The organism is Thermosynechococcus sp. PKX95, assembly GCF_031583295.1.
Taxonomy (GTDB): domain Bacteria; phylum Cyanobacteriota; class Cyanobacteriia; order Thermosynechococcales; family Thermosynechococcaceae; genus Thermosynechococcus.
This window is the reverse complement of record NZ_CP134171.1, coordinates 1,055,096-1,071,247: the sequence shown is the minus strand read 5'-3', so window position 1 is coordinate 1,071,247 and position 16,152 is coordinate 1,055,096. Positions and strand designations below refer to the sequence as shown.

General features: G+C 51.4%; 13 protein-coding genes and 1 CRISPR repeat array. Of the genes, 2 read left to right on the top strand and 11 right to left on the bottom strand.

All coding sequences use genetic code 11. The features are described from left to right. The first annotated feature begins 98 nt into the window (after positions 1–98). Positions 99–713, top strand: coding sequence for a hypothetical protein (locus RHH81_RS04985; RefSeq protein WP_310743477.1), 615 nt, complete (start codon positions 99–101; stop codon positions 711–713). On the opposite strand, the gene thrC is transcribed toward RHH81_RS04985, so the two are convergent. Then, a complete protein-coding gene (gene thrC / locus RHH81_RS04980; protein WP_206201334.1) occupies positions 710–1,798 on the bottom strand; it encodes a threonine synthase in 1,089 nt (362 codons plus the stop codon). The genes RHH81_RS04985 and thrC overlap by 4 nt on opposite strands. Before the next feature lie 123 nt (positions 1,799–1,921). Between thrC and RHH81_RS04975 the strand changes: the two genes are divergently transcribed. Further along, positions 1,922–2,536 (top strand): histidine phosphatase family protein, encoded by a 615-nt coding sequence (locus tag RHH81_RS04975; protein ID WP_206201333.1) that lies wholly within the window; start codon positions 1,922–1,924, stop codon positions 2,534–2,536. A 52-nt stretch (positions 2,537–2,588) separates the two neighbouring features. Here the strand turns inward: RHH81_RS04975 and cas5 are convergent, their stop codons facing one another. The 10 genes from cas5 to RHH81_RS04925 all read right to left on the bottom strand — a co-directional run bounded on the left by cas5 (position 2,589) and on the right by RHH81_RS04925 (position 16,098). Continuing rightward, positions 2,589–3,254 carry a CRISPR-associated protein Cas5 gene (gene cas5 / locus RHH81_RS04970; RefSeq protein WP_302676603.1) on the bottom strand — a complete coding sequence of 222 codons (666 nt, stop codon included), beginning with the start codon at positions 3,252–3,254 and terminating at the stop codon, positions 2,589–2,591. Next, positions 3,254–4,126: a type I-B CRISPR-associated protein Cas7/Cst2/DevR gene (cas7i, locus tag RHH81_RS04965; protein WP_206201331.1), complete on the bottom strand. Its 873-nt coding sequence runs from the start codon at positions 4,124–4,126 to the stop codon at positions 3,254–3,256. Before cas7i ends, cas5 begins: the two co-directional genes overlap by 1 nt. 29 nt (positions 4,127–4,155) lie before the next feature. Beyond that, a complete protein-coding gene (cas8a1, locus tag RHH81_RS04960; RefSeq protein ID WP_310743476.1) occupies positions 4,156–5,673 on the bottom strand; it encodes a type I-MYXAN CRISPR-associated Cas8a1/Cmx1 in 1,518 nt (505 codons plus the stop codon). Positions 5,674–5,687: 14 nt separating this feature from the next. After that, positions 5,688–7,868 (bottom strand): CRISPR-associated helicase Cas3', encoded by a 2,181-nt coding sequence (cas3, locus tag RHH81_RS04955; protein ID WP_310744316.1) that lies wholly within the window; start codon positions 7,866–7,868, stop codon positions 5,688–5,690. An 88-nt stretch (positions 7,869–7,956) separates the two neighbouring features. Further along, entirely contained in the window at positions 7,957–8,625 is a 669-nt protein-coding gene (cas6, locus tag RHH81_RS04950) for a type I-MYXAN CRISPR-associated protein Cas6/Cmx6 (RefSeq protein ID WP_310743474.1), read from the bottom strand. A 290-nt stretch (positions 8,626–8,915) separates the two neighbouring features. Further along, positions 8,916–10,872: a CRISPR direct-repeat array (repeat unit 36 nt; unit sequence GTGCTCAACGCCTTACGGCATCAAAGGTAGAGGCAC). 252 nt (positions 10,873–11,124) lie between these two features. Beyond that, on the bottom strand, positions 11,125–11,418 hold the full coding sequence (gene cas2 / locus RHH81_RS04945; protein ID WP_149817829.1) for a CRISPR-associated endonuclease Cas2: 294 nt from the start codon (positions 11,416–11,418) through the stop codon (positions 11,125–11,127). A gap of 3 nt (positions 11,419–11,421) precedes the next feature. After that, positions 11,422–13,080 (bottom strand): type I-MYXAN CRISPR-associated endonuclease Cas4/Cas1, encoded by a 1,659-nt coding sequence (locus tag RHH81_RS04940; RefSeq protein ID WP_302676608.1) that lies wholly within the window; start codon positions 13,078–13,080, stop codon positions 11,422–11,424. Positions 13,081–13,126: 46 nt separating this feature from the next. Continuing rightward, on the bottom strand, positions 13,127–13,699 hold the full coding sequence (locus RHH81_RS04935; protein ID WP_149817833.1) for a Uma2 family endonuclease: 573 nt from the start codon (positions 13,697–13,699) through the stop codon (positions 13,127–13,129). 20 nt (positions 13,700–13,719) lie between these two features. Further along, the gene (locus RHH81_RS04930; protein ID WP_206201326.1) at positions 13,720–14,331 is read right to left on the bottom strand and encodes a hypothetical protein; all 612 of its coding nucleotides are present in this window, start codon (positions 14,329–14,331) and stop codon (positions 13,720–13,722) included. A 12-nt stretch (positions 14,332–14,343) separates the two neighbouring features. Further along, complete coding sequence (locus RHH81_RS04925) at positions 14,344–16,098, bottom strand: RDD family protein (protein WP_310743473.1); 1,755 nt, start codon at positions 16,096–16,098, stop codon at positions 14,344–14,346. Positions 16,099–16,152 lie beyond the last annotated feature (54 nt).

Sequence of the window (16,152 nt, the reverse complement as noted above, 5' to 3'; positions counted from 1 at the left end):
TTTTACGTCACTTTCACTTGATATTCTCAAGCTGGATCTGGCACAAACCACTGCTCCAAGCGCCAGATCTGCTTACTCAAGTTGAATTGGAGGATAGGATGATGACTCTACGATGGCAACCTCTTGTGGCAACCACTGTTGCAGCAATTCTCCTACCGCTGACGATCGCTCCAGCCGCAATGGCACGTCCCGGCTCTCCTTCATCTAGCTCTGTGGAACGGGAGGCGCGGAGTGCGTTTCGAGACCTCGCCAAAGCGCAATATGAAGGGATGCGGGCAAAGTCCATGAGTGGGGTAGATGCCAGTCTCTTGAGCTTGGGCGATCGCCTACTGGCCTCAGCCCAGCAACTTCAGCAAAGCGGCAACTACTTCCAAGCCAAGGAAACGGCCAAAGCAGCCACCCGTATTTATGAAGCTGCTCGCAACCTTGGTGAGGCTCGCACGGGTCAAGCCGATCTCTCCCGCAGTTACTTTGATGCGCCTTTTCAAGTGAGTCGTGAGTTGACCCGCACCGAAGCAGAAATGGCCTACTTTCGTGGGGGCAATCCCACCGTGCGCGATCTGTTTAGCCGTGCTCAGCAGTTAGCTCAACCTGCCAGCTTGACAGCAGCTGCACCCACCACCGCCAATGTTGCCAGCTTAGCCACCAATCGAGCCGCAGTACAACTCTTGAAGGCCAGTCGCCACCTGATGCGAGCGGAACGCGGTTTCTAAAAGCCCATGACCTTGGCTACGGTTTGCTCAGTGGGTTCAATGTGGCGGTGGAAGCGATCGCTCTGTTGCTTGAGCGCTGTTTCTGGATCCTTGAGACCATTGCCCGTCAGTACACAAACCACCGTGGCACCACTGGGCACCTGATCGGCCAATTTCAAGAGACCCGCCACAGAAGCCGCACTAGCAGGTTCACAGAAAATGCCTTCCTCGGAGGCCAGCAGGCAATAGGCATTGAGGATCTCCTCATCGGTGACGGCCTCAAAGGTTCCTTGACTGGCTTCTTTGACAGCGATCGCCCGTTGCCAGTTGGCAGGATTACCAATACGAATGGCCGTCGCAATCGTTTCCGGATGGGTGACAATCTCACCCTTGACAAGGGGGGCAGATCCCGCTGCTTGAAAGCCCATCATGCGCGGCAGGCGATCGCAACGATTTTGCTCACGATACTGGCAAAAGCCCATCCAATAGGCGGTAATGTTTCCTGCATTACCCATAGGGATACACAGCCAATCGGGGGCATTGCCCAAGCTATCCACCACCTCAAAGGCAGCGGTTTTCTGTCCTTCTAGCCGATAGGGATTGACGGAATTGACCAGCGTCACGGGGTAAGTTTCCGCCATTAGGCGCACAATCTCTAGGGCTTTATCAAAGTTGCCCTCAATGGCAATGACTTCGGCACCATACAGGAGGGCTTGGGCGAGTTTCCCTTGGGCAACATAGCCTTCGGGCACCAAGACATAGGCGCGCAGTCCCGCTCGGCGGGCATAGGCGGCAGCAGCGGCTGAGGTATTGCCTGTGCTGGCACAGATCACGGCTTCGGCTCCCGCTTCCTTGGCCTTGGAAATGGCCATCGTCATGCCGCGATCTTTGAAGCTCCCCGTCGGGTTGAGGCCATCGTACTTGACATAAACCGAGACATTGCGGCCAATCCGTGCAGCAATTTGAGGCACGGGAATCAGTGGTGTATTGCCTTCATAGAGCGTAACTACTGGGGTGCGATCGCTCACGGGCAAAAAGTCACGGTAGGCGTGAATCAGGCCATGCCAAGCAGGACGGATGGGGGGAGCAGAGAGTGTTACAGGCACAGGTACGCAGTCAAGAAATATGAATAAATTTGAGGCTGAGGATAGAGCGCAGCCACACAGTACGATAATTTTAGCGATCAGGGGTTGCACTTGCCAATTGCCGCCCTAGGGGAGAGCTACACAATGCGCTTAATTTTGATCCGCCATGGTGAGGCTGTGGGTAATGCCTCAGGTGTCATGTTAGGACGGCAAGATGTGCCCCTCACAGAACGGGGACGGCAGCAAGCCCTTGCCCTGCGGGAAAAACTCCCACCGCCGAATGCCATTTACACGAGTCCGCTGCAACGCTGCCACGATACGGCGATGCTCATGAATCCTCGTCCTGACCTAAAGGTTCAAGAGTTGGCGGAGTTAATTGAAATTGATCAGGGCATTTTCACAGGACTCACGTGGGCGCAGGCGCAGGCGCAGCATCCCGATCTCTGTGAAAAACTTGAAGAGAGTGACTACCTGATTCCCGTACCAGAGGCAGAGTCAATGGCCATGGCTTGGCAGCGGGCAAAACAGGCTTGGAAACAACTCCGACGCCACAGGGATGAGCAGTGTGTTTGGTGTATTAGTCATGGCGGCTTTTTGCAGTGCCTGATTAGTGTTGTGTTGGGGAGCGATCGCCTGTGGGGGATGGAAATTCCCCCCGCTGCTTGGTTTGACTTTTCAGTACGAGTGGATTTAGATGGCCGCTTTGAGGCAGAAAATATCCGCTGGTGGCGCATCAATGCCTTTAATCAGTGCTCCTAGACGGCCAGCTCAGGTTAAGGTTGTTAACAAACCGCAATTTGCTCGATTGGCATCAAGATCTGCGAGCGGCGGAGGGTCGCGATCTTGGGGTTGGCACAGTTAGCTGCGGAATCCTGACCCAGCAATGGTCTTCAAATTCGTTGCCTAAGCGAAAGCGTTGAAAGGTTCCTTGGCTGCTCTGACGATCGATCCAGATGGGCAGGCTAATGAGACCTCGATTGTCTTTAATGAGCCAGCGGATCGAGCCATCGTTGTCCCGATAGGGGCGTACACCATTGACCAGTGCCCACGACTCCCCCAAACTCAGGCCACCAAAGCGGGAAATTTGCTGGGGTGTGGTGAGGGCGATCGCCAGCCGATCAACCAGCTTCAGTGGTGCATTTTCCTCACTCGAATCAACTTTGACAACCACTTGCACATCTGTGAGCAGTTCATGGTGATTCGGCTTGGAGAATTTACTCGTGGAATAGGTGCCGAGGCGATTCTTACTGAACTTGTGATGCCGCTGTTTGCGTAAAATTCGCGAAATGGGCGGGTCAGCACCAACGATACCAATGGCCAGTTTGACACCCCAATGTTGATCCAAATTCTCTTCACCGATCAGGGAAAGGAGCATGCCATAGATCGTGGAGGGGGGTGGATAGCGGTAGGTCTCCTTAAAGTCACGGGCAAAGCTGCGGGGAAAACTGGTACAGGGACAATCAATGTAAAGTTGCATTAGACAGGCACCTCAAGCTTGAGTTGTTGCTTTAATTGTTCTTTGGCGTGGGCGATCGCTTCTTTGACCCCGCGATAGACCTGAACCCCTAACGCCTTTAACTGTTGACCATAGGGGGTATCGGCAATCTCACCGCCAACAATTAGCTCATCAGCCTTCACATCCCCCACTTCCACTAGTCGCACTAGCCGCGGGCAGCCCACCGATTCGCCAATGCGCTTAAACACGTCCATAATCCAAGGGCTGGGATCATCGGTTATCCGAAGCACAATGGACTCTGGACGAAAGTCGTACAAAAAGCGGGCATGGTTACCGCCCACATGACGGACAGCGCCAATAGCATCCAAGGCGAGTAGTGCCCGTTCCGGTTTCTTAAGACTTTCTGGCGTGAGGGCGATCGTGTACTGATAGGCAGTGCAGTGCACCTCTGTACTGTGAATCGAGGTTTTGCCCTTTTCCCCCCCTTTCGAGCCAAAGGCAATATCCCCCCAATAGGGATCCAGACTCATAGCGCGACTAATTTCTAGGGCACCCCGCCGTTTGGTCGTGGCATCTTCATTATCCTTCCCCTTTTTGGCGTCCATGTAGCCAAACAAGTCATCATCAATATATTTCTCAGCACTGAACTTTTCATCTTTGAAGCTATATCGATCGGTTTCAGGGTTAAATGTACGGTTGGTCTCTTTTTCGTAATGGTTTTGAAAATACTCCCGCAATCCCCAACGGATCGCTTCTGCACTCACAGTAGTGTATTGATCATTGCCACGGGTAATTTTTTGCAAAGTTGAGAGGGTGCTGCCATCCCCTTCCCCGCGGTTGTTGGCTGCGACAGCAGTGGTCGTTACAATTGTTGCAAAAAGATGTTTCGTCATTGTTATTTCTCCTGAATTAGAGACAGAAACTATTCATCGGCGAAGGAAAACATTTCATCTTCTGTGACATCCCCTTCAGCCATTGATTCCAAGGGGATATCGACACCGTTGAGAGAGTCTCCTCTCTTACTGCGGTAGGTAGCGATCGCCAGCAGTACCAGATCTCTTGCTCGCCGCCAGTTTTCCTCACGGTGAATCCAGTGAACAATTTGCGGGCCCTTATCGCGAGCGGCCTTGCTGCGAAACTGGCTTAGGAAATCCACCAATGCAGTAGCAAATTCCTGTTGCGTACTCGGACGTTGGAATCGGTAGATGACCTTATCGGTCACTTGCCCATAGTCTAAGTTGCGACCTTGCTTTTGAGCCTGTTTGAATTGCCCAGACAGGTATACGCTAAAGGCACCTTGGACCACCTCAAACAGCACTCGCTCATCAGGATTCAAGTATTCAGTCATTTTTACCAACCCTTCACGTTCATAGGCCTTATTACGTTTGTAAAACTCAAAGAAACCTGCATACCAAGGCTGACCTCCAATTAAATTGTCACAAATCCAAGGCAGTGCTTTAGAAAGAGCTAACCAAGTTTCACCATTCTCCTTTTGTCGCACGTGCGCAGGAAAAACTTGGCGAGCGACTTCATACAATTCGAGGACTTCATCCGTAACCTCTACGCGATACACCGCCTGTTTCAGGTAAGCTTGCTGGGCATCCCAGACTTGCTTCCCCAACTGGTAAACCTCGCAGTAGTGCCCGCCAAACTGCTGACTCTCTTCTATCGCCTTCTCTTGCAGTAGAAAGTGCAAAGCAGATTCACCAGCGCCACTGCTACGAAAGTCTCGATAGGTGCACCCCGACATCGCCCGACGGCGCTTAACCCAGTGCTTTAGATTTTGAACTTCAGGAATCACCAGTGCTGAGCGGGCAGAGAGCTTGCCACCAACAGTTTGGGGAGGAAGTTGGTAGTAGCCACAGGCAAGGGGCAAAAAAAGCAACGCCAGAAAGCCCTGCGGCGATTCTTGATAGGGACCATTGACAAAACATTCCACCAGTCCGGGCAGATGGTTTCCCTTCAGGGGAATTTCTTTTTTGAAGGCTCCCTTATTGTTAAAGGCTTCCTTGAAGTCGCTGGTGTAATAACAGCTCTCTAGGGGCTTCACCTCAATCGAGATCTCTGGTTGATCCGGCTCAATTAAGAACGTGCAAGTGACAGAAGTGTTGCTGAGTTTGCGCTGCGTATTGTGCTGGAGGAATGTGGTGAGTACCCCTTGGGTAAACGTGTATTGCCCCTGTGCATCAAGCTTGAGGGCAGGAACCTCTAGATAGCCTTGGTGATTAATCTGATAGGTTTGCTTTAGCAGCCATGTCACAACCTTTTGATCACTGTCTTTCCATGTCAACTCAACTGCTTCATCAGTAATGTTCCACGCCAATGGAGCATCATTGCGTTGGTTCTCCAGTTCAGATAAGGCTAGAGCCAATCCTGCAACCCCTGCGCGATGGGGGAGGAGGAAATTAGGGTCAAAAAGGGACAGGGTAAACTGACTCAAAGCTCACTCACCTCCTACTTAGGTTCAACAGCACCCAGTTCTGGGCAATAGCGCCACTGCTCTCTAGGGGCAATGAGATAACCGCTCTTATGGCGCTGCCAACCTTTGATGTTCTTAGTAGGGAGGGGAAGGGTGTAGCGCGGCAATTCACTCGACTTCAGTGGGGCAATTTTTTCCAGCTCTTGTTCGAGGAGTGCAGTAATGGTATAGCCTGCTTCACGCAAGGGAGCAGAGTAGGTTTGCCAGCGACCGTCTAGCCAGATGCAGTGCTCCTTTGGCTTGGTGTTAATATTCACTTGCTTGAGCCAGTCTGACAGTTGCCTTTGACTCACATCTTGTTTTTTGAAGGCGCGTGCCAGTGCCCAGCCTGCCTCTAAGTCCCCTTGCTTATAGGGAAAACCAACGTTTTCGTCAGGGTAAAAGAGAGCATCACAGGAATGACCACAGTATTGGCGATTTAGTCGCCCCAATCGCTGAATTAGCCCTGCGGGATCCGCCACTTGAGTCACAAGGAGGGTTGCAGATAGATCCAAAGACATTTCTGCCACTTGGGTCGTAATTGCTAGAACAGCTTGATCTTGCTGGAAAGCCTCCACCACGGCACGATGGTGTTTCACCCGATCTTCATAGCGAAAGCGACTGTGATAAAGGAGAGGCGTCAAGCCCCTCTTTTTTGCCTCTTGGTAGATGGCGATCGCTGTATCGACCTGATTGCAAACCCACAGAACTCTACCGCCCTGGTCAAGTTCTTGCTGAACCCGCTCCCAATCTGGCTGTGCTAGCTCATGGAAACGATAGCGGGGCAGGTCTTCTAGCGTTTGAGGGCCTTGAATTATTGCAATTTCCTCTGCCACTGCCTGCTGAATCGCCGCCACCTGCGCCGGTAGAAATGAGGCAGACATCAGCAAAATCGGCGCTTTAACAACCTTGAGAAATCGCAGTAAGGCACCAAAGAGAGCATCGTCATAGCAATGAACTTCATCAAAGACGAAAGCAGCCTTGGCAAGAGCTGGAAAGCAGTACAGGGGACGGCGATGACATTGCAGGAGTCCCAAAACGGTATCCACAGTGCAAACATTAACCTTTGCCCCCCACGCCTTGAAGGCTTCTAATTTCTGAGCGGCCTCATTAACCGCTCCATCGCCATTGTCTTCTTCTTCTCCTGTGCAAGCCAACTCCAAATCAATAGCCGACCGAGAGTGCAACAGCTCTGACTCTACTTGGTGATGAACATAGCCCAGAAAGCCCTCGGTGCTAGTGCCCGTTGTTGGATAACAAAAGAACAACTTGCGTTCAATGCCATGGCGTTGTGCCCAGCAATAGGCACCAAGGGTTTTCCCTGTACCGCAACCTGCCCGTGCCAATGTTACCCGTTTCGACTTGTCTTTAAGATCAATCTGAAATGGGCGCAGTGGATATTCCCCCCGACGCGCATCAATGACCTTTTGTAAATCAGCTTCCGTGAGGGTATTCTCTAGCTCTGATCGAATCCACTCCTGAATATTCGTTGAAACCTGCGCCGAGGCAGAACCAATGGCATCTGCTGCAATCAGTAGCGCTTTAACAACGGCAAGAAACGCTAGATCTGGTTCCCATTCGATGAAAGCATTCAAGACTTCGTCACGCTTATCTTTGATTGTTTTAATATCCCATCGCGATGAGAACGCAAAAGGAGGAATGATTTTGATTTGAGGCAGCCCTAGGGTTCTCACCCCATAGCGAAGCAGCTTGTGGAAGGAAGGATGATGGACATACCAGTACAGGTAAGGGTCGCCACTGCCCTCGCGGATCTCCCCCAGTGCACCGGTGTTTCGCCCCTGCTGACCGCCTAATTTGAGGTGATGTCCTCCTGCTGCGGCGATCGCTGTCATCAAGTCAGCGTTGGGGCATCGTCCAAGCCAGTTTCGGAACTCCCACGCCAGCAAGACAGACCCCACTTCATGACGGATTAGTTGTGGGTATTGCAAGGGGTTCTGTTGAGGCTGCACAGATGGAGTTGAACCCCTGAGGGAGTACCTTACCACCCCTTGAAATTGGTGATTGGCCTTGCCCCAGTCGTGTAAATAGGCTGCCAGCCGTGCCGTTGCCCTCAGGGTGTTAAATTCACAGGTTAGCCCAAATTGCTCGATCAGGCGATCGCCCAAGCAATCCACGAGGCTGGTGACTGATTTCACAACAGCGGCAGTATGACCCACAAGATGGTAAGCTCCTTGCCAATCTGCTGCTCCCGGAACCGAAGATTTGGCTAATAAGATATCAGGTTCCAGTTTTGGTGGTGTAGAACTAGGCGGCATCTGGTTCCTCCTTGACCGGGTAAAACCAGCCGCAGCCAAAATGTTGTCGTCCACCCAATCCATGCCACTGCAACTTTAGAGAATCTTCAGGAGTTAAATTTTCGACAATCACGCGGTAGCCCACTACCTTCCTGCCTTTTACTTGAATCGTGCGCCGTGCTAAGTCGCCATTGGCGTCAGAGGGAATAAAGGCTCTGCCCTGAATGCCTAAATGAGTTAGGCCTTTTTGACAAGATTGCAAAAAATAGCGGGGCACTTCTAGGTGATCAATTGCTTCTAATTTGAAAGTGACTAGGCGAGCTGCGAGGGTTCCTGAAGGCTCTGGCAATGTAATTCGAGGTTGCACAAGGCGAATCAGATGCCCCTGAATATCCAACACTTGGTTCTGGAAAAAGCGATACCACGTCTGCACTTGATCTGTAGGACAGCGAAGGCGAAAGCGTGAAGCACGATTTAGATAAATCATTCCCTCACCGTTAGGAATCCCAGCAATACTGCTAAGGCGAAGATCACTTGGTATATCTGAAGGTAGATCTGGCCGCCCCAATTGTTGCAACTGTTTTTTAATAGCAGAGTACAATGCATAGCCATGATCTGCTGGCAGTGTTCTTCCACGCAAGCTGTAATGGATTTCAAGAAAGTGATTGTGGCTAGTCATAACGCTATCTTATTATCCCCGCCTAATCTGAATGCTTTCCCTCAACTATGGGTCTCTGGAGCACTGCCAAGGGTAGCCACTGTCTAGTTTCAAGAATCATGCTAATGGATGGCTTATAGTTGTCAACTTACAAAAATTTTAACTTCTACTGTAGGTAACCACAAGGAGCAAAAAAGCTTTTGGATACAAATTTTTATTTTTATTCAAGAAAGTTAACCAACCACTGGGCTAGCCCACAGCGCTAGGAGTAGAGGCACTATTAATCTTGTCCACAACGTCCTCTGGCAAAAGTGCTCAACGCCTTACGGCATCAAAGGTAGAGGCACACAGAAAAACGAGCCTTAGAAAAACGTCCAAGAGAGTGCTCAACGCCTTACGGCATCAAAGGTAGAGGCACTTTTTACTGACCCGAAGTGCTGATTTGGCTCTTTCTGAGTGCTCAACGCCTTACGGCATCAAAGGTAGAGGCACTCGATAAACGGGGCACGGGTGGTGGTCAGCCCCATAGTGCTCAACGCCTTACGGCATCAAAGGTAGAGGCACCCTAGAGCAAATGTAATAACAGAGAAGGTTGTGCGTGCTCAACGCCTTACGGCATCAAAGGTAGAGGCACAGATTATCCAAAGGAAGGAGATTTAATTTTTATACGTGCTCAACGCCTTACGGCATCAAAGGTAGAGGCACACAGCTCAACCACCTGCAAGTGCTCAACGCCTTACGGCATCAAAGGTAGAGGCACCTTCTTGGGCGGCCTTCTTGCCCTTGCCTTCTTGCGTGCTCAACGCCTTACGGCATCAAAGGTAGAGGCACTTCCAACACGAACACGGCATGGTGGACTTAATCACGCCCCGGTGCTCAACGCCTTACGGCATCAAAGGTAGAGGCACGGCTGGCCAGAGCTGGAAGCTATTCTGCGTTCCAAGTGCTCAACGCCTTACGGCATCAAAGGTAGAGGCACGGGCAGTCGTGGCCTTCAGGGGTGCTCAACGCCTTACGGCATCAAAGGTAGAGGCACTAAACGCGAGGCGGTGATTAATTGGTATACAGATGCGTGCTCAACGCCTTACGGCATCAAAGGTAGAGGCACAATGGGCGGTTCTGCACCATAGCTAATCACAGAAGGTGCTCAACGCCTTACGGCATCAAAGGTAGAGGCACTTAGCTTCATTAACAAACCCAATAAACTGTTCTCGTTGAGTTGTGCTCAACGCCTTACGGCATCAAAGGTAGAGGCACACCTCCCCCCTTGGTTGTCAATGGCGGTTATCAAAAACGTGCTCAACGCCTTACGGCATCAAAGGTAGAGGCACAGATAAAACACTGAATCGATAAATATCAGAAAAAAAGTGCTCAACGCCTTACGGCATCAAAGGTAGAGGCACCAAAAGAAAGCAACCCTGAATCTACCCCTGTTTGGTGCTCAACGCCTTACGGCATCAAAGGTAGAGGCACATCAGAGTTGTTTTCCTCTAATTGATACCGTTCATGTGCTCAACGCCTTACGGCATCAAAGGTAGAGGCACCTTTAATCTTGAAACTCAAACGTTTAAGCTTTTGGTTGTGCTCAACGCCTTACGGCATCAAAGGTAGAGGCACCACAGAATTTCAGCGCCGTTTACTTTGTAAAGTTGTGCTCAACGCCTTACGGCATCAAAGGTAGAGGCACTTGATGTTTCAGGGTCTATTTCTCCTGAAAGTGCTCAACGCCTTACGGCATCAAAGGTAGAGGCACCTTTTCGGGCGCCTATAGTCTCTACAAGGGTGGCGAGTGCTCAACGCCTTACGGCATCAAAGGTAGAGGCACTGCCATTACATGCTTATATTCCTTGCTCTTTAGATAGTGCTCAACGCCTTACGGCATCAAAGGTAGAGGCACAGTCTTGGGTTGGGTGTTGGCTTGTTAGCCCAGACTCGTTGTGCTCAACGCCTTACGGCATCAAAGGTAGAGGCACCGGAGACCCCTCAGGGACAGTCTCGAGAGCTGAGAGCAAAGTGTGCTCAACGCCTTACGGCATCAAAGGTAGAGGCACTTTACCTCGTGAAAAGGTGTAAACTATGCTTCTAGTTGTGCTCAACGCCTTACGGCATCAAAGGTAGAGGCACCTTATGTGGATGCTTTTCTTGAAGAATATTTTAGAGTGCTCAACGCCTTACGGCATCAAAGGTAGAGGCACGTGGCCGTTCCTTGGCCGTTCCTTGGCCGTTCCTTATGTGCTCAACGCCTTACGGCATCAAAGGTAGAGGCACAGCGGCGCCCTAGAAATGCCTCTAGGACTAGCTTAGCACAGTCACTTTTCAAGCACCTCAGGCACTTCGTTTTTTTGTGACTGTAAAATTTTTAGCCTCGGTCAGTATTCAGTTGTCGATCCCGCTCTGGGGAATAGGTTCAGAGATTTTCAAGCACCTCTAAATCTAACAAAAACTCTCAAACCTAGTCAAGGGGCTGTATTTGAATATCAGTGCGTTCGGAGAATATTTGAGTCCAGAGGTGCTTGCATGCTAAAAGATTTTGAAGTTCTGCTCCGACATTGGCCATGTCCCCGCTCGGTTGCAAGCGCATACCCGCTCAACGCATTGGCTGCACAATCCTACGATTAGGAGACTGTCTTCCTTGGTGAGGATTTTTTCCAGTTGCCAGCGCAGCTTTTCCCGCTCCCGTGGCGTGAGACGACAGCGAAAAATCGAGAACTGTAATCGTTCACCATAGCCCTCTAACTGCTTATAAGCCTGTCGCCAGCGCTTGGGGTCGCGGATGTCGTAGCAGATGAGGTACCAATTTTTGGATTCACCCATAGGTCAACGCAAAATGAGTTTGCCAAATAGACCTGCTTCCCCACACCATTCCTTTTCAAGCAAACGCACTTCCAGCTCCAAGAGTCGCCGATAAGTGAGCGAGTAGTTGGTTACTGGGTGCTTCCACGTTTCACCTTTGCGGGCTTCATAGAGTTCAATGAACTTGCGGCGCCCATAGTCACTCAGCCATACGTGATCTCGGCGTACCTCAAAGCATTGGTCAAGGTTCCACTGCATACGGTTAATCGAACCAATAACGACCATATCCACAAGGGGGACGCGGAAAATTTCCATCAAGTCCAACGCAAGGGGTGGTGCTTGGGTACGCGGCTGATGATAGAAGCCAAAGGCGGGTTCAAGACCAACCGTAAGAATGGCATTCATTACGTCTTTGAGCAGCATGCCATAGCCAAAACTGAGCAGCGCATTAAAACGATCTTTCGGGGGGCGGCGATTGCGACCGTTGAAGCGCAGCTCCTTCGGGACTTGATCCCCTAGAAGATAGGGCAATCCCGAAAAATACAGGGCAGCGAGATTGCCTTCAATGCCGCGTAGAGCCTCTCGGGAATTGGCGTGGGAGATGCTGCTAATGAGCCGATCCATTTGCGTAGTGGTCTCTTGCAATGCAGGCAGAGCATCTTGGCGATTCCGCTGTCCTCGGAGTAACAGGCGACGCTGACTTTGTCCGCGACAATTCACCAGTAACTGGGCAAGACGTAAACATTGGTCTGGGTTCGTCAGGGCTTGATATTGACGAATACGCCGTTGAATACTGCCCTTGCGGTTGTCAATGCTGCCGATATAGCGCCCACCACTGCTGATGAAGTGAACACCGACATCCTCATAGGCACAGAGATGAATGGCTGGGGTGGTAATTTGGGCAAATTTGTGGATAACAACTTGACCCACCTGCTGAATGGGCAGCTTTTGCTCAGGTTCATCGTCAATGGCAATCCGTAGCTGCTCGCCAGCTCGCCTGATTACCGATTTGCCAGCCGTGACATGGATAATCTCACGCTCGTCATCTCGCGGAAATAACCGCAGGGGTAAATGCTCAGGATCTCGGGCGAGGCGGGCTTCTTCAGGCAGGCAAACAGGTGCCAAGGAGCAGTTGAGACAGAGTTTTTCATTGCTACAGACAGGGGGACGTTCTAGGGAAGCACGCAGTTGACGCGCTTGCTCGATTGTGTCCCGCACCAGTTGGCGGCCTGCCTCATCTACAGGAACCCGTACAGTGATGTTATCGCGGTGATAGTGAATGCGGCCTTCGGGGACAGTGACGCCGAGAACGGTTTCTAGTAAACAGGCATAGGCCAGAATTTGTACCCTGTCGCTGTGCCAAGCTTGGGGCTGCTGCTGGCGATCGCGATAAGAACGGCCAATTTTGTGCTCGTAGGGAATCAAATGCCCCTCCAAGGTACGCAGTGCATCAACCCGCCCTCGTAAGCCAAGGGCTACACTTTCCAGATTAAATTCCTGCCAGTCTTCCCGTTCTAGTTTTTGTAGCTCAGCGTGGAGCCGCCGCCCCGCAAAGACGGATTCATTTTGGGTATAAAGCTCCTCAACTTCTTCGAGATAAAATAGCCGCCGACAGTAGGCAAAAGCACGCAGAGAGCTAACGCGCAGTGTTTCCGTTTCAGCGCAGGCAACGGTCTGTTCCATGATTGATATCTCCAGTGAGAAGATTCCACTGGTTTATCCATTGGCCTTAGGGAGAAAATGCAAGGCAAAAGTCAGGAAGAATTTCCTCTCCTGAAAGCGTTGTTGGCAGAGACACGCTCTCTGGTGTTTGCTGGGGGCGATAAATTTCTGCCATTTGTTGCTGGGGGACAATCAACCAGCCAAGGCGGCAACCATTGTCCATGTATTCCTGCATTTTTGCCCTTAAATGGGACAAGTCATCACTAGCAGATGCGAGTTCAATCACAAAATCGGGGCAAAGAGGCACAAAGCCTTGACGTTCCTCTGGGGTTAGGCGCTGCCAATGTTCCTTGGTAATCCATGCAACATCGGGTGAGCGAATGGCGCCATTGGGCAGGCGAAATCCCGTTGAGGAGTCAAAGACCTCACCTAGTTGAGTTTGGCGATTCCAAAGACTAATGTCAGCCGTGAGGGCGGCATTGTAGCGACCCGTTTCGCCGCCTGTAGGGGGCATAACAACCAATTCTCCCGCAGCAGTTAATTCAAACCGTAGATTAGGATTGGCTTTGATAATCTCTGCGAATTGCTCTTCAGTGAACTGAAGGGTTTTGGGTAGATACACGGGGGGAGCATGGTGCATAGCTATTGCCCCTCAAAGATCTAACGGTTTTTCCACCATTCAAAACTACGTTTCCATTCTCGCGATCGCGGGGGTAATTCTTGGAATGATGCTGCCACGTGGTTAAAGACCTGCTCCACCACGAGTAAGGGCACCCGATCTTCGGCTTCAAAGAGAATAGCCAGCCGCTGCCCCCCTTGGAGATGCATCAAATATAACTCTTGGTGAATCGGTCGGGGGGTTGGATAATAAAACAGTTCACCACGGACTCGCCGTCCCAAAATTCGCCGCTCAATGCGTGCGGGGGCTGCTGAGAGAGGACCCCCCACTTGGGTAAACCGTAGCCAACTGCGCAACTCCTGATCGGAAAGTCCCCCCAGTACCTCGCTTGTTTTGGGTAGGCTAATCAGGCTCACCATTAACTCGTGCTCCCCCGGTACGGCATTGGCGGGATAGACCACAGCAACGCCATTTTCACCAAAAGAAGTGGGTGGCGAAAATTGTAGGGGTGTTTCAAAGGATAAGCCTAGGAGTTGATAGCGTTGGGGGATAGGGGCAGCAGCCTGAATCGTCACTTCACTCGCCCGACCTATGAGCAGGGGAAAAGCGCCCAAAAGGGTCAGACTACAACCAAGGGTCAGCAGCAAACGCATAACGGCCTCACACTAGGGGGATGACTGGTATTGTTGACGATAGGCTATGTATAGACCTTCTAGGAAGTCCTCGGCACTGAGGGCAGGCCAGTTGGCGGGATAGGTGGGCAGCAACAGGGGTTCTAATTGCTGGCGCAGCTCTTGAGCCGCTTGATAACGACCGACAGGACTCAGGCGATCGCGATTGTTGAGGTAATTGCGTACTAGGAGATAGTGTTCGGGAGTCATCTGTTCCCAATGGGCGAGCGATCGCAACTCCTGCACCCAAGCCGCCTGTGGTTGCTGACCGGTTGTAGCTTTAGGTGCCAACCGCGTCGCCTGTTCATCTTGAATCACAAGGGTACCCGCCACCCTATCTCCCAAACGTTTTTCTGATCGAGATAACGCCACTAGGAATGCCCCTATACCAAAAAAAGCAAAATCAATGGGTTGCAGCAGACTGCGCAAGGTCGCTTCCCGCAGACCAATGGGGCGGCCATTATCTTGAACAACGCGAATTTCTGCATAGCGCTTGCCGGGGGTTTGTCCCTGCCAGTAGGTTTCAAAGAAGATGTAATAGCCGTTGTAGAAGGCAAACATCACCAATAGGTAAATGCCCAAACTCCAAGCCTCAATACTTTGGCCACTAGCGGGTAGCACCTCAATCAGCCACGGGTAAAGGGCATAGAAGTAGATGTACCCTGCCGCCAGCGAAAAAAGCACAAGTGCCGTGTAGAGAATCACCTGATCAATCAGCCAAGCCAAAACGCGGCTGCCAATTCCTGCTAGGGCAAAGTCCAACTCGATGCTTTCCGGTGTGCGTAGTGTGACCCGCCGCAACCAGCGCAGGGGATTCACTGCTTCAGGGCGGACTTGAAACGCTGCTCCTTCATTGCGGACTCGCAGATCCCAATACAGAACTGCCTTGATCCCTTGCCAGAGGGGCAGGAGCAAAACCCCTACAAAGAGGCCAGCAACGGGAAGAATCACCACGCTGTTGATAATACTGCCAAGGAGATTGGCGGGAATCGTTGCAAGGGAAGCAACAAAAAATACCGTTAGGGTATGCCATGCCTGTCCCTGCGTCAGTTGCCAACTGCGCCGAACGGATTTGAGGGGCGTACAGTCGGGTTCAAGGGCTAAGACCACATCAACAAGGGAGAGCCGCGCCATAAAGTAGCTAATCACCAACAGCGCAAGGAGCACTAGCAACAGGATACTGAGCAGAAAAGTTAAAAAGAAGAGACTTCTTGCGGGTTCCGTTTGGATATTCTGCTCGAGGAATTGCACTAAGGGGGATGCCACCAAATAAATTAAGTAGCCGATCGCCCCCAAGACCCCATACACCAAGAGCAAAATGACACTGACCATCAGAGTGGCCAGCAAATAATTCAGCATCTTGGGAAAAATAAAGCTGCGGGCTGCCGATTCTGATTCCTCAAGGGCCGTCAGGACAGCGTAAATACGGCGAGAAAGCAGCGCACCACTGGCCATTAGCCGTGTCCAACCAAAGAGATAAAAGGGCAAAGCCACGAGGACACTAATGCCTGTGAGCCCGAGAAAGGGGGCAACATTATCCATCGCCCCAGCAAGAATCCCCCCAACAATCAGTGCTACGGCCACGATCAGCACGGCGGCAATGGTGAGCAGAAAAAACCACGCATGGGCAAAAAGGCTCAAAAGAAAGTAGCGATTGCCCTGATGACGGTACAGCTGCAAAGCAATCGTGACTACATTGCCGCTAGAGAGAGAATGGGGAAGCCGTCCTCGCCGCCGAAAAGGCCACATTCGCGATACCCAACCAATTGGAGATCGAAATGATCCTAGCGTTTGCGCCCATTG